This window comes from Streptomyces sp. T39, from assembly GCF_008042045.1.
Lineage (GTDB): Bacteria > Actinomycetota > Actinomycetes > Streptomycetales > Streptomycetaceae > Streptomyces.
Genome location: NZ_RDBP01000037.1, coordinates 301023 through 315101 on the forward strand (window position 1 = coordinate 301023; position 14079 = coordinate 315101).

The window sequence follows — 14079 nt, forward strand, 5'->3', positions numbered from 1 at the left end:
GGGTGCGGGCGACACGACCCGTGCGACGGGTGGGCACTCGGCCGCGGGTGCTGTCCACGAGCCCCCGGCGTCCGGCGCGCACCCGGCCGCGGGAGCGGTCGAACCGGCCCCGCCCGGCACATCGGGCCGGCATCCGGCCGCGGGAGCGTCCCACGAGCCCGCGCACCCCGGGCACGGCGGGTGGGCGCCGGGCGGCGGGCTTGCCGTGCGCGTCGCCGCTCCGCCGACGACGGCGCGGCGGCTCGTCGGGCCGCTGGCCACGTTCGCGGGCGTCGCGGCCGCCTTCGCGTACGTCGGGAGCGTCGACCCCAACGAACCCGGCCACTACCCCGTCTGCCCGCTGTACGGCATCACCGGCGTGCTCTGCCCCGGCTGCGGCGGGCTGCGCAGCGCGCACGCCTTCATCCACGGTGACCTGCCGACCGCGCTGGGTGCCAACGCCGCCGCGGTCGCCGGCTATCTCGTCTTCGCCGTGGTGTGGGTGATGTGGCTGGTTCACGCCGTCCGTGGCAGGCCGTTCCGCCTGCGCGTCGCCCCCGTCGCGGGCTGGACCGTCAGCGCCCTCCTGGTGATCTTCGCGGTGGTGCGGAACCTGCCGTTCGGGGCCGCGCTCGCTCCATAAGAGTCCCAGCTGGTGGGACGGCGGCCATCCGGATGCGAGGCCTCGGCCCCGGTGCGGATACCATCGAGGTGGCTGATCCCGAACTGTCACCGTCCCGGAAGGGGGCCGCTCGCGTGAGTGTGCTCGACGAGATCATCGAAGGTGTGCGCGCCGACCTGGCAGAGCGGCAGGCGCGTGTCAGCCTCGACGAGCTCAAGGAGCGCGCCGCCAAGGCCCCCGCCGCCAAGGACGGGGTCGCCGCACTGCGCGGTGACGGCGTCAAGGTGATCTGCGAGGTGAAGCGCTCCAGCCCGTCCAAGGGCGCCCTCGCCGCCATCGCCGACCCGGCCGCACTGGCCGCGGACTACGAGGCGGGCGGCGCGGCGGTCATCTCCGTGCTGACCGAGCAGCGCCGCTTCGGCGGCTCCCTCGCCGACCTCGAGGCCGTCCGCGCCCGGGTCGACGTCCCCGTGCTGCGCAAGGACTTCATCGTCACCGCGTACCAGCTCTGGGAGGCCCGCGCCTACGGGGCCGACGTGGTGCTGCTGATCGTCGCCGGACTGGAGCAGGAGGCGCTGGTCTCGCTGATCGAGCGCGCCGAGTCCATCGGGCTCACCCCTCTCGTCGAGGTCCACGACGAGGACGAGGTCGAGCGCGCCGTCGACGCCGGAGCGAGGATCATCGGCGTGAACGCGCGCAACCTCAAGACCCTCAAGGTCGACCGGTCCACCTTCGAGCGCGTGGCCCCCGAGATCCCGTCGCACATCGTCAAGATCGCCGAGTCCGGTGTGCGCGGCCCCCACGACCTGATCGCCTACGCGAACGCCGGCGCCGACGCCGTGCTCGTGGGCGAATCCCTCGTCACCGGCCGTGACCCCAAGTCGGCCGTGGCCGACCTGGTCGCCGCCGGCGCCCACCCGGCACTGCGCCACGGGCGGAGCTGACCCCTCCGTGACCGCCGCACGCCGCCGCCTCCGCCGACCCGCCCAGGGCGTGTGCCCGGGCCGGGCCGGTGTGCCCGCGGCGCCCGGCGACGCCTACGCCCGGCTGGCCCGCGGCTGCCGTCCGCGGGGCTGCCGCGCACCGGCACGCCGGGTCCACGGCCGGCGCGTGCGGTACGTGATCGGCGACGAACCGGGCCAGGTCAACGGCATGCGATGGCGCCGCGCGCCCGAGGCCTGCCGACAGGCCGTGCGGAGCGGGGTCCCCACCCCGCCCCGGCTCCTTTCCTGACCGGGCCCGGCCCGGCACCCCGCCGCGTGCACGCGGCGTCCCCGCACGACCCGGCGGCCCGACCGGCCGCCGGCACCGGCATCCCGGACGGCACGTGGCCCCGCCACGGCGACCGGCCGCGCCGGTGAACGGGGGCAGCGGGGCGGCGGCGTAGCCTCCGTACGGGAAGGGCGCGGGCGCGGCGGGCTCCGGCCGCGGGCGCGACGCACCCGTACCCATCACCCGACACGTCCCGGAGCGGCACACCCGCCCGGATACGAGGAGTTCCGTCGCCATGTCCAGCGACTTCTTCATTCCCGACCCCGACGGTCATGTCCCCAGCCCCGAGGGCTACTTCGGAGCCTTCGGCGGCAAGTTCATCCCCGAGGCACTCGTCGCCGCCGTCGACGAGGTCGCCGTCGAGTACGAGAAGGCCAAGGCCGATCCGGAGTTCGTCGCCGAACTCGGCGAGCTGCTCGCCGACTACACCGGCCGCCCCAGCGCCCTCACGGAGGTGCCCCGCTTCGCGGAGCACGCCGGCGGCGCACGCGTCTTCCTCAAGCGCGAGGACCTGAACCACACCGGCTCGCACAAGATCAACAACGTGCTGGGCCAGGCGCTGCTCACCCGGCGCATGGGCAAGACCCGCGTCATCGCCGAGACGGGCGCGGGCCAGCACGGTGTCGCCACCGCCACCGCCTGCGCGCTGTTCGGTCTCGAATGCACCATCTACATGGGCGAGATCGACACGCAGCGCCAGGCGCTCAACGTCGCCCGGATGCGCATGCTGGGCGCCGAGGTCGTCGCCGTGAAGTCCGGCAGCCGCACCCTCAAGGACGCCATCAACGAGGCGTTCCGCGACTGGGTCGCCAACGTGGACCGCACCCACTACCTCTTCGGCACGGTCGCGGGCCCCCACCCCTTCCCCGCCATGGTGCGCGACTTCCACCGGGTCATCGGCGTCGAGGCCAGGCGCCAGCTGCTGGAGCGGGCCGGACGGCTCCCCGACGCCGCCGTCGCCTGCGTCGGCGGCGGGTCGAACGCCATCGGCCTCTTCCACGCCTTCATCCCCGACACCGGCGTCCGCCTGATCGGCTGCGAGCCCGCGGGCCACGGCATCGGCACCGGTGAGCACGCGGCCACCCTGACCGCGGGCGAACCGGGCATCCTGCACGGCTCCCGGTCCTACGTGCTCCAGGACGACGAGGGCCAGATCACGGAGCCCTACTCGATCTCCGCCGGCCTCGACTACCCGGGCATCGGCCCCGAGCACTCCTACCTCAAGGACTCGGGTCGCGGCGAGTACCGCGCGGTCACCGACGACGACGCGATGCAGGCACTGCGCCTGCTCTCGCGCACCGAGGGCATCATCCCGGCCATCGAGTCGGCGCACGCGCTGGCCGGTGCGCTGGAGGTCGGCAGGGAACTCGGCAAGGACGGGCTGATCGTGGTCAACCTGTCCGGCCGCGGCGACAAGGACATGGACACCGCCGCCCGTTACTTCGGGCTCTACGACACCGACGCCCGGGTCGAGGCCGACGCCTCGGCGGACAACGGCGCCGCCGAGATCCAGGGGGACGCCTCGTGAGCGGCAATCTCGACCTGCTGAACACCACCCTCGCCGCGGCCCGCGAGGAGAACCGGGCCGCGCTCATCGCCTACCTCCCGGCGGGCTTCCCGAACGTCGACACCGGCATCGAGGCGGTCAAGGCCGCCTTCGACGGCGGCGCCGACGTCGTCGAGGTCGGGCTGCCGCACAGCGACCCCGTCCTCGACGGGCCGGTGATCCAGACCGCCGACGACATCGCCCTGCGCGGCGGTGTGCGCATCGCCGACGTGATGCGCACGGTGCGCGAGGCGCACGCGGCGACCGGCAAGCCGGTCCTGGTGATGACCTACTGGAACCCGATCGACCGGTACGGCGTCGAGCGGTTCACCGCCGAACTCGCCGAAGCCGGCGGCGCCGGGTGCATCCTGCCCGACCTGCCGGTCCAGGAGTCCGGCCCGTGGCGGGAGCACGCCGAGAAGCACGGTCTGGCCACCGTCTTCGTCGTCGCCCCCAGCAGCAAGGACGCGCGGCTCGCCACCATCACGGCGGCCGGCAGCGGCTTCGTGTACGCCGCCTCCCTGATGGGCGTCACCGGCACCCGGGCGTCCGTCGGCGCCCAGGCGGAGGACCTGGTGCGGCGCACCCGCGCCACCACCGACCTCCCGGTCTGCGTGGGCCTCGGGGTCTCCGACCCCGCCCAGGCCGCCGAGGTGGCCGCCTTCGCGGACGGGGTGATCGTCGGCTCCGCGTTCGTCAAGCGCATGCTCGAGGCGGACGACGACACCGCGGCCGTCGCGGCCGTACGGGAACTGGCGGGCGATCTCGCCCGGGGCGTACGCGGCACCGCGTAGCTCGAACGGGTGGAAACGGGACCGGGGAGGCGTGCAGACGCCTCCCCGGTTCGTTTGCGGTGGTGTGAGCGACAACCAAGAACGGAAGCGGACCGCCCGCGAGCGGATCCAGCGGGAACGGCAGTTGGACAAGGCCCGTGAGCGGCGCCGCAGGACCTTGATCGTGGCGTCCGCCGTGGTCGGCGTCCTCGGTCTGGCCGCCGTCGTCGGCCTCGTCGCCGCGAACAGCGGCAAGGACGAGGACGGCTCGTCGGAGGCCGGTCCCCTCAGCGCACCCAGCGGCGTGCAGGGGGAGGAGCAGCTCGCCATCCCCGTCGGAGCGAGCGACGCGCCCTCCACCCTGACCGTGTGGGAGGACTTCCGCTGCCCCGCCTGCGCCCAGTTCGAGAACGCGCTGCGCTCGACCGTCCACGACCTCGTCGCGGCCGGGAAGATCAAGGTCGAGTACCACCTCGCCACCATCATCGACGGCAACATGGGCGGCAGCGGCTCCCTGCGCGCGGCGAACGCGGCGGCCTGCGCCCAGGACGCCGGCAAGTTCGCCGAGTACCACGACGTGCTCTACATGAACCAGCCCCCGGAGCCGGACGACGCCTTCGCCGACAACGGCAAGCTGATCGAGCTCGCCGGGAAGGTCGAGGGCCTCGACACCCCCGCCTTCCGCACCTGCGTCAACGACGGCACGCACGACAGCTGGGTCGAGAAGTCCAACACCGCCTTCCAGAACGGCGGCTTCCGCGGCACGCCGACGGTGCTGCTCAACGGTGAGTCGATCTTCCCCACCAAGGGCGAGGAGCAGATCTCGGTGCCCAACTTCAAGAAGTGGGTGGAGGAGGCCAACAAGGGCAAGCAGCCCGGCACGCGGCAGCCCTCGCCCGCCGGCAGCGCCCCCGCGGACACCCCGGCGTCCTGACGCGCGGGGCCCGTGAGGCGATGCGCGGTGCCGGGGCCCTCGTTATGCAGACGTTGCCGGGTGGGTTGCCGCACGCCCCGCCCGGCAGGGTAGCGTCAGTGCTGCCATGGACATCGCTTACATCCCGAGCCCGTCGACCGGAGTGATCCACCTCGGACCGCTCCCGCTGCGCGGCTATGCCTTCTGCATCATCATCGGCGTCTTCGTCGCCGTCTGGTTCGGCAACAAGCGCTGGGTCGCCAGGGGCGGCAAGGCCGGCACGGTGGCCGACATCGCCGTGTGGGCCGTGCCCTTCGGCCTGGTCGGCGGCCGGCTCTACCACGTGATCACCGACTACCAGCTGTACTTCAGCGACGGTGAGAACTGGGTCGACGCCTTCAAGATCTGGGAGGGCGGCCTCGGTATCTGGGGCGCCATCGCACTCGGCGCGGTCGGCGCCTGGATCGGCTGCCGTCGCCGGGGCATCCCGCTGCCCGCCTGGGCGGACGCCCTCGCGCCGGCGATCGCCCTCGCGCAGGCGATCGGCCGCTGGGGCAACTGGTTCAACCAGGAGCTGTACGGCAAGGCGACCGACCTGCCGTGGGCCGTCGAGATCACCGAGGGCGCAAACCGCGAGGCCGGCTACTACCACCCGACGTTCCTCTACGAGTCGCTGTGGTGCATCGGCGTCGCCCTCCTCGTGATCTGGGCCGACCGCCGCTTCACGCTGGGCCACGGCCGGGCCTTCGCCCTGTACGTCGCCGCGTACTGCGCGGGCCGCGGCTGGATCGAGTACATGCGGGTCGACGAGGCGCACCACGTCCTCGGCCTCCGGCTGAACGTGTGGACGTCGATCCTGGTCTTCGTCCTCGCCGTCGCCTACATCGTGATCTCGTCCCGGCTGCGCCCGGGCCGCGAGGAGACCGTCGAACCGGCCGCCGTCACCCTGACGAAGTCCTCCTCCGACGGGGACGCGGACGAGGACAAGGCCGAGGGCACGGCCGACGCCGGCGCGGAGGCCACCGACGGGGACGCCGACGCGGAGCCGGACGACACCTCCGCCGAGGACACGTCCGCCGACGCCCGCGCGAAGCCGGCCGGAGGCAAGGGCTAGAGACCCGGCGCCCACCCAGGTCCGGCGCCGGGCCCCGCACATGAGAGGACCGCCACGGGCAGCTGCCCGTGGCGGTCCTCTCATGTGCGGGGCCCTCCGTCGACGGGCCGGGCGCTGTCGTCAGGGGATCTCGCGGGCCGCGATCGCGAGGGTGCGCTCCGCCGCCGCGACGACCGCCGCGTCCACGAAGCGGCCGTCCGGAAGGGCCATCGCCCCCGTGTCCGACGCCGCCGCCTTGACGATCTCCTCCGCCGCGTCGATCTCCTCGGGCGTCGGCCGGTAGGCGCGTTCGATCACCGGCAGCTGGCGGGGGTGGATGGCCGCCCGGCCGAGGAAGCCGATCGAGCGGCCGTGCGCGCAGGACGCGTGCAGTCCGTCCAGGTCGACGATGTCGGGGAAGACGGACTGCGCGGGCGGCGCGAGCCCCGCCGCGCGCGCCGCGACCACGATGCGGGTGCGCGGCCAGTCCAGTCCCGTGTCGCCGCGCACTCCCAGGTCCGCCCGCAGGTCGGACTCCCCGAGCGCGATGCCGCGCAGAGCCTCGTGGGCGGTGGCGATGGCGTAGGCGTGCTCCACCGCCAGCGCCGACTCCAGCAGCGCGTACAGCGGGACGCCCGGGGCCTCGGCGGCGATCCGCTGGACATCGGTGGCATAGGCCACCTTGGGCAGGCGCAGCGCGGCCAGACCGGGCAGCCCGGCCAGCGTCGCGACGTCCCGGGGGGAGTCGATCCGCACATGGACGGGGAGCGGCAGGTGCTGCGACAGCAGCTCCGCCGTGGCCGCGAGGGCGTACTCCTTGCGGTGTCCGGCCACCGCGTCCTCGAGGTCGACGATGACGACGTCCGGGCGGGCGGCGATGGCCTTGTGCACCACCTCGGGACGGTCTCCCGGGGCGTACAGCCAGGTCAGCGGGATGGTCATAGCGCTCCTTCCGTGCGCAGCGCGGTGATGTCGGCGGGGGAGAGCCCGAGTTCGGCCAGCACCTCGTCGGTGTCCGCGCCGTGCGGACGCCCGGCCCAGCGGATCGCCCCGGGCGTCTCGGAGAGCCGGAAGAGGACGTTCTGCATGCGCAGCGGGCCGAGCTCGGGGTCGGGAACCTCGGTGATCGTCCCCAGAGCCTGGTACTGGGGGTCGGCGTAGACGTCACGGATGTCGTAGACGGGCGCGATGGCCGCCTCGGCCTTCTCGAAGGCGGCGATCGCGTCGGTGCAGCTCTGCCGCGCGATCCAGCTCCCGACGGCCCCGTCGAGCTCGTCGGCGTGGTCGGCCCGGCCGCTGCCGGTGGCGAACCAGTCCTCGTCGACCAGCTCCGGCCGGCCGACCAGGTGCATCACCCGCTCGGCGACGGACTGGGCGGACGTGGAGACGGCCACCCAGCCGCCGTCCGCCGTGCGGTAGATGTTGCGGGGCGCGTTGTTCCGTGAGCGGTTGCCGGTGCGGGGCTGCACATAACCGAGCTGGTCGTACCAGAGCGCCTGCGGGCCGAGCACGGCCAGGATCGGCTCGATGATCGCCAGGTCGACGACCTGGCCGCGGCCGGTGACGGTGCGGGCGGCGAGCGCGGTCATCACGGCGTAGGCGGTGGCGAGCGCGGCGACGGAGTCGGCGAGACCGAACGGCGGCAGCGTGGGCGGCCCCTCGGGCTCCCCGGTCGCCGCCGCGAAACCGCTCATCGCCTCCGCGAGCGTCCCGAAGCCGGGCCGGTGGGAGTAGGGGCCGAACTGCCCGAAGCCGGTGACACGGGCCAGGACGAGCCGCGGGTTGGCCGCGCCGAGCTCCTCCCAGCCGAGCCCCCACCGCTCCAGGGTGCCGGGGCGGAAGTTCTCGACGACCACGTCCGCCGTGGCCGCCAGACGCAGCAGGGTCTCCCGGCCGCCGGGGGTGGAGAGGTCCAGCGTGATGGTGCGCTTGTTGCGGCCGAGGACCTTCCACCACAGGCCGACGCCGTCCTTGGCGGGCCCGTGCCCGCGGGAGGGGTCGGGCCGGGTCGGGTGCTCGACCTTGACGACCTCGGCCCCGTAGTCGCCGAGCAGCGTGGCGCACATCGGGCCGGCGAACAGGGTGGCCAGGTCGAGGACGCGCAGGCCCTCCAGCGGCGGCGCACCGCTCGAAGCGGCGCTCGGCGGGGTCATGACGCGGAGTCGATCTCGGGGCGGTACGGCATGGAAGTGGACGCTCCCGGGCGTTGGACGGACAGGGCTGCGGCGGCGCACGCCCAGACGAGGGCCTGCTCCACGGGCCGCCCTTCACCGAGGGCGACGGCGAGCGCGCCGACGAAGGTGTCACCGGCGGCGGTGGTGTCGACGGCGGTGACCTGCGGGGCGGGCACGGCGAGCGGGGCGGCGTCCCGGGCCGCGTGGAGGACGCCCGCGGAGCCGAGGGTGATGACGACCTCGGGCACCCTGCGCAGCAGGGCGGCGGCGGCCTCGTGGGGGTCGCCGAGGCCGGTGAGTTCGGCGGCCTCGTGTTCGTTGGGGACCAGCAGGTCGACCGCGGCGAGCAGTTCCGGCTGAAGCGGCTGCACCGGGGAGGGGGTGAGCACGGTGCGCACCCCGTGCCTGCGTCCGGCCAGGGCGCCGTCGAGCACGGCGGTGAGGGGCAGTTCGAGCTGGAGGAGCAGCAGGTCGGCCGCGGCGATGACGGCCTCGTCGCCCGGTGCGAGCGAGGTGACGGTGCCGTTCGCGCCGGGGACGACGACGATCGAGTTCCCGCCGTCGTCGTCGACGACGATGTGCGCGGTGCCGGACGGGCCGTCGGCCGTGCGCAGCAGGTCGGTGTCGACCCCGGAGGCGACCAGGGTGTGCCGCAGCCGGTCGCCGAACTCGTCCGCCCCGACGGCCCCGATCATGGTGACGTCACCGCCCGCGCGGGCGGCGGCGAGGGCCTGGTTGGCTCCCTTGCCGCCGGGGACGGTGGTGAACTCCCTTCCGGTGACGGTCTCCCCGCGTCCGGGGGGCCGCGCCACATAGGCGACGAGGTCCATGTTGGTGCTGCCGAGCACCACGATGCCGGTCATGGGCGCAGTGCCTCCTCCACGGTCAGACGGGCGAGGGTGTCGAATCCGACGCCGTCGAAGCCGGCGACGGACGTGGCGAGCCGGTTCTTCAGCGGCGTCGTCCAGCGTGCGGGCAGGGCGTCGGGGCTGCCGGCCAGCAGCCCGGCGACCGATCCGGCGGTGGCGCCGTTGGAGTCGGTGTCCAGACCGCCCGACACCGCGCGGCAGACGGATCCCGCGAAGTCGCCGTCCGCGTGGGTCAGCGCGGCCGCGAGCAGCGCGGCGTTGGGGACGGAGTGCACCCAGTGCAGTGCGCCGTAGGCGTGGTGGATCCGGTCGACGGCCCGGTCGAAGTCCACCTCCTCGCGGGCGGCGGCGATGCCGAACCGGACGGCCCCGGCCAGCCGCGAGCGGGGCGGCACCACCGCGAGCCCGGCGGCCAGCGCCTCGTGCACCCCGGCCGCGCCGCCGGCCGCCGCGGCCACGGTGGCGGCGACGAACATGGCGCTGTAGGCGCCGTTCGCGGTGTGGCTCAGCGCGGCGTCGCGGAAGGCCTGCGCCGCGGCCGTGGCCGGGGCCCCGGGGTTGGTCCAGCCGTGCACGTCGGCCCGGATCGCGGCGCCGATCCACTCCCGGAACGGATTGCGCCGGACGGCCGTGTGCGGTGGCTCGACCCCGCACAGCAGATTGCGGTAGGCGACGCGTTCGGCGGTGAAGGTCCGCCCGGCGGGCAGTTCGTCCAGCCAGAGCGCGCCGACGTCGGCGGTGGTGAAACGCCGGCCGTGACGCCGCAGCAGCACCAGCCCGAGCAGCGGGTAGTTGAGGTCGTCGTCCTCCGGCATGCCGTCGATGTTCTCGGCCAGGCTGGTGGCCGCGCTGCGCCGGTTCCAGGGATGGGCGGCGGCCAGTTCGGCGGGCACCCCGCGGGCGGTGAACCAGTCGGCGAGCGGCCAGTTGCCGGTCGCCCGGGCCAGGGCCCGGATGGCGTCCAGCGGCAGCTTCTCCACCGGCTTGCCCAGCAGACAGCCGGCGGCCCGCCCGAGCCACGCGGCGTGCAGGGCGTCCTCACCGGGCGCGGTACGGGGGGCGTGGGGTGCGTCCTGGCCGTGCTCGGCCCCGGACGCCTGCCCGTGCCGGGCGGCGCGCGAGGCGTCCTCGCCCGCCGCGACCCCGTCCGCGGTCGGGGGTGCCTGCCCGTGCCGGGCGGCGCGCGAGGCGTCCTCGCCCGCCGCGACCCCGTCCGCCGCGCGGGGCGGGGTACGGTCCGGGGCCGGCCCGTGGGGCCGCGCGGCCTCGCCGGCGGGTCCGGACGCGAGCGCGCGGTGCGGCCCGGGGGCTCCGCGGTGCACCGGTCCGGGGCCGGCGGCGGGCCGGTGCCCCAGGGCCGGGCAGGCCGCCACGATCGACGGCCAGTCCACCGGCTCGTCGGCGGCCAAGGGGGAGGGGAGCGCGGCGAGTTCGTCGAGGAGCCGCTCCGCGAGCGCACGCAGGCGGGGCGGCGCCGGCTCGCCGGACGCGCCCGCCCGCACGGGCGCGGGGGCGCCGCCCGCCGCCAGCCAGCGGTCGCGGATCGCGGACGCGTCGCGCCCGTCCTCGTCCGCCTGCCGCAGCTCGTGCCCGACGAGGTCCTCGGGCTGGACCCAGGTCAGGCGCAGGGTGGCGGTCACCGGGCGTCCGCCAGTGCGGCGAACGCCGCCTCGTGGGCGCGGCGGCGCGCCAGGTCGCGCGCGTGGATCTCGCGGGCCACCGCCACGAGTTCCGCCGCGGGGGCGCACAGGTCGACCCGGCTGGCCCGGGCCACCTGGTCCGCCCAGTCGCCGGGCACCGCAGCCCGGCCGTGCATCGCGCCCACCAGCGCGCCCGCCATCGTGGCGATCGAGTCGCAGTCCCGCCCGTAGTTGACGCAGGCGAGCACGGTCCGCCGGAAGTCGCCCGCGCCGACCAGCAGCATGCCCAGGGCGATGGGCAGTTCCTCGATGGAGTGCAGCCGTGAGGGCCGCCGGGCGCCCAGCGAGGGGGTGCGGTAGTCGGGGCCGACCGTGTCGAAGGGCGCCACCGCCGCGCGCAGCGGCGCGAGCGCCGACTCGGCGTCCGTGTGGCGGACGGCGGTCTCCGCGACGGCCTCGATCGCGGCCTGGGTGCCGTCCTTGGCCAGCGCGAGCGCCGTCTCCACGACGGCCGCCGGGGTCGCGCCCGGCGAGGCCGCCGCGGCGACGGCGGCCGCGAAGACGCCCGCCGCCTCCCGTCCGTAGGAGGACTGGTGCGCCCCCGCGATGTCGAGCGCCTCCTGGTAGGCGGCCTCCGGGCAGGCGGCGTTGACCAGGCCGACCGGCGCCATGTACATCGCCGCTCCGCAGTTGACGATGTTTCCGACCCCGGCCTCACGGGGGTCGTTGTGGCCGTAGTGCAGGCGGTGCACCATCCACTTCTCGGCCAGGAAGATCCGCTGGAGGGGAAGGGCCTCCGCCTCCAGTTCGGGGATCCATCGGGGGGTGGTGATCAGGTCGGGCACGAGATGGTCGGCGACGGCATAGGCGTCCAGGTGGTCGCGGACGGCCGCGTAGACGCGCACCAGCGCGTGGGTGAGGAGGGTGTCGTCGGTGATGTGGCCGTTGCCCTTGTGGTACGGGGCGATCGGGCGCGCGGTGCGCCACGCGTCGCCGTTCCAGGGGCCGACGATGCCCTCGACGCGGCCGCCGTGGCGCTCGACGATCTGCTCCGGCGTGTAGCCCTCGACCGGTCCGCCGAGCGCGTCGCCCACGGCGGCTCCGACCAGGCTGCCCGTGAACCTGTCGTCGAGAGAGAGGGAGTTGGGGGTCGCCGATGGAGTGGCCGCGTTCGCCGTCGCTGTCGTCATGCCCGGATTGTCCCCCTTGCTCCGTCGTGTGCGGCGCACCTCGGACGGGGATTCGGCCGCTGTCCCTCCACGGCGCCCCCGACCGTCCACCGTGCGGACTCCTGCCCGCCGGGGGTACGCCACACGCGGGCGGTGCCCCGGCGGGGGCGCGCGGGAGGTCGGGTGCGCTGCGCACGGCCCGGGGGTGCGCTGCCCGTGGGTGGGTGCCGACCGCGACCGCGGGTGCGCCGTGTGCGGGCGCGGCGCCCCGGACGCGGCACGGTCCCGCACGGGCCTGCTCCGGCCGGCGGTTCGGCTGTCGGGGTCTCGCCGGGCTCGCCGGGGCCTGCCGTGCCGACGGCGTCCCAGCCGCGGGTTGCCCGCACGAGGGGGTGGCCGGGCCGTCGAAGGACTGTCCGCCGGCGAGGCCGCCCCCGGGCGGCCGGGCGCTCCACGGATGGGCTGCCGGTTCCCGGGCCCGGCTCCTGCCGGGGCGCTCCGGGCAGAGGTCGACCGCACCCTCCGGGCCGGCTCCCGGGGCCGCCCCCCTGGCCGGGCGACGGCCCGGGCGTGGGCTACGGGAGGGGCTCCCCGTCCCCGCCCGTGGCGGTGAGCAGTGCGGCGAGGTCGACGAGGTCGGTGCCGGCGAGGTGGGGGAGAGCACAGCCGGCAAGGACGCGGCAGGCGTTGCGCCAGCCGGCGGGCACGCGGTCGCCGCCGCCCAGTACGCCCGTCAGCGCCCCGGCCAGCGCGGGTGCCGAGTCGGCCACCCGCGAGAGGCACGCCGCCGTGGGCACGGCCTCGGCCACGCGGCCCCGGGCGGCGACGGTCACGGCGAGCGCCACCGGCACGGTCTCGGCGGCGGCGATGCCGTAGCTGTAGACGTGGTCGACGATCTGGTGCTCCAGCAGGGGCACCAGATCGAAGGCGCAGTCGGCGTCACGGGCGAGGGCGAGCGCGTGGCGGGCGTTGCGGCCGATCTCGGTGGACTCGGGCAGCTGCCCGAGCGCGGCCGCCACGGCGGTGTCGACGTCCCCTCCGCCGAGGGCCGCGGCGACGGCGGCGGCCATCGCGCGGGCCCCGTGCACGCCGTCGCCGTCCTGCGTGTAGCGGGCGTCGAACTCGGCGAGTCCGGCCGCCGCGTCCGGGTCGCCCGGGTGCACGACGGCGAGGACGGCGGCCCGCACACAGGCGGCGTCGTCGAAGTAGTGCGGATTGTCGTGCCCGGTCGCGGGCGGCCGCAGGCCGGTGGCCAGGTTGCCGAGTCCGGCGCGCACGGAGATCCGGGCCCGCAGCGGCAGTACGGCGGACTCGACCTCCGGCGCCCGGGCGGCGGCCGCCGCCACCTGGCTCGCGAGCGCGTTCCACGCGAGGTCGACGGCCGCCCGGATCCGGCGGGCGGGCGGCAGCCCGCGGAAGTCTTCCCCGCGCGAGGTGAGCACGATCCCGGCCGCGAAGGCGGCCCACTCGGCGTCGTCGGACGGCCCGAGACGCAGCGGCTCCGGCGGCTGGTTCAGCGCGATCGGCACCGGGAGCGTGGTGGTGGCGTTCTGCTCGGCGAAGGTGTCGAGCTCGCGGGTGAGCCGGCGGGTCCACTCCGGCATCCGGGCCGCCCGGTGACGTGCGGCGGGCCAGCCCGCGGCGTCCCCGGCGGCGAGCCCGAGCAGCAGCCCTTCGAGCGGACGCACCACCGCCCCGCGGGGCGGGCCGGTGCGGACGGCGGTCCCGGGGCGGCCGGCTGCGGGGGCGGTCATGAGGTCTGCGTCTGCGGGGTCAGGAGCGCGGCCACGTCGAGGACGTGCCGGCCGCGCATCGAGGGCAGGCAGCTGCCGCGTACCGGGCCGATCGCGCCGGCCCACTCGGGCGGGATCGCGCCCGCGCCCCGGACCGCTCCGGCGAGCGCGCCGGCGACGGCCGCGGTGGTGTCGGCGTCCCGGCCCATGTTGACGGCCGTCAGCACCGAGAGGCGGAAGTCGCCTCGTGCCGCCGCGAACGCGCCGAACGCGAGCCCCACGGCCTCGGGCGCCAG

At 75.6% G+C, this 14079-nt stretch carries 14 protein-coding genes; 7 read left to right on the top strand and 7 right to left on the bottom strand.

The genetic code is table 11. From position 1 onward, the window contains the following. Window positions 1–205 precede the first annotated feature (205 nt). The 7 genes from EAO77_RS23795 (at window position 206) to lgt (ending at window position 6219) form a co-directional block, all read left to right on the top strand. Window positions 206–622 carry a DUF2752 domain-containing protein gene (locus tag EAO77_RS23795; RefSeq protein ID WP_147990329.1) on the top strand — a complete coding sequence of 139 codons (417 nt, stop codon included), beginning with the start codon at window positions 206–208 and terminating at the stop codon, window positions 620–622. Window positions 623–735: 113 nt separating this feature from the next. Then, complete coding sequence (trpC, locus tag EAO77_RS23800) at window positions 736–1545, top strand: indole-3-glycerol phosphate synthase TrpC (RefSeq protein WP_147990330.1); 810 nt, start codon at window positions 736–738, stop codon at window positions 1543–1545. A gap of 49 nt (window positions 1546–1594) precedes the next feature. Next, window positions 1595–1834, top strand: a complete 240-nt coding sequence (gene trpM / locus EAO77_RS41060; protein WP_147990991.1) for a tryptophan biosynthesis modulator TrpM — start codon at window positions 1595–1597, stop codon at window positions 1832–1834. Between the two features lie 274 nt (window positions 1835–2108). Further along, window positions 2109–3401 carry a tryptophan synthase subunit beta gene (trpB, locus tag EAO77_RS23810; RefSeq protein ID WP_147990331.1) on the top strand — a complete coding sequence of 431 codons (1293 nt, stop codon included), beginning with the start codon at window positions 2109–2111 and terminating at the stop codon, window positions 3399–3401. Then, window positions 3398–4213 (top strand): tryptophan synthase subunit alpha, encoded by an 816-nt coding sequence (gene trpA / locus EAO77_RS23815; RefSeq protein ID WP_147990332.1) that lies wholly within the window; start codon window positions 3398–3400, stop codon window positions 4211–4213. Before trpB ends, trpA begins: the two co-directional genes overlap by 4 nt. Before the next feature lie 64 nt (window positions 4214–4277). Then, window positions 4278–5126, top strand: a complete 849-nt coding sequence (locus EAO77_RS23820; RefSeq protein ID WP_147990333.1) for a thioredoxin domain-containing protein — start codon at window positions 4278–4280, stop codon at window positions 5124–5126. A 106-nt stretch (window positions 5127–5232) separates the two neighbouring features. Continuing rightward, the gene (lgt, locus tag EAO77_RS23825; RefSeq protein WP_147990334.1) at window positions 5233–6219 is read left to right on the top strand and encodes a prolipoprotein diacylglyceryl transferase; all 987 of its coding nucleotides are present in this window, start codon (window positions 5233–5235) and stop codon (window positions 6217–6219) included. 120 nt (window positions 6220–6339) lie between these two features. Here lgt and EAO77_RS23830 read toward each other — a convergent pair whose 3' ends face one another. From EAO77_RS23830 to EAO77_RS23860, 7 genes are all read right to left on the bottom strand, one after another. Further along, on the bottom strand, window positions 6340–7140 hold the full coding sequence (locus tag EAO77_RS23830) for an HpcH/HpaI aldolase/citrate lyase family protein (protein WP_147990335.1): 801 nt from the start codon (window positions 7138–7140) through the stop codon (window positions 6340–6342). Beyond that, on the bottom strand, window positions 7137–8351 hold the full coding sequence (locus EAO77_RS23835) for a CaiB/BaiF CoA transferase family protein (protein WP_147990336.1): 1215 nt from the start codon (window positions 8349–8351) through the stop codon (window positions 7137–7139). Before EAO77_RS23835 ends, EAO77_RS23830 begins: the two co-directional genes overlap by 4 nt. Continuing rightward, entirely contained in the window at window positions 8348–9235 is an 888-nt protein-coding gene (gene rbsK / locus EAO77_RS23840; protein ID WP_147990337.1) for a ribokinase, read from the bottom strand. Before rbsK ends, EAO77_RS23835 begins: the two co-directional genes overlap by 4 nt. Further along, a complete protein-coding gene (locus EAO77_RS23845) occupies window positions 9232–10824 on the bottom strand; it encodes an ADP-ribosylglycohydrolase family protein (RefSeq protein WP_410088722.1) in 1593 nt (530 codons plus the stop codon). The genes rbsK and EAO77_RS23845 overlap by 4 nt, the downstream gene beginning before the upstream one ends. A 53-nt stretch (window positions 10825–10877) precedes the next feature. Beyond that, window positions 10878–12071 (bottom strand): ADP-ribosylglycohydrolase family protein, encoded by a 1194-nt coding sequence (locus EAO77_RS23850; protein WP_147990338.1) that lies wholly within the window; start codon window positions 12069–12071, stop codon window positions 10878–10880. A 554-nt stretch (window positions 12072–12625) separates the two neighbouring features. After that, complete coding sequence (locus EAO77_RS23855) at window positions 12626–13804, bottom strand: ADP-ribosylglycohydrolase family protein (RefSeq protein ID WP_147990339.1); 1179 nt, start codon at window positions 13802–13804, stop codon at window positions 12626–12628. Further along, a partial coding sequence (locus EAO77_RS23860; RefSeq protein WP_187283384.1) for an ADP-ribosylglycohydrolase family protein occupies window positions 13801–14079 on the bottom strand: 279 nt, incomplete at its 5' end. The genes EAO77_RS23855 and EAO77_RS23860, both read right to left, overlap by 4 nt.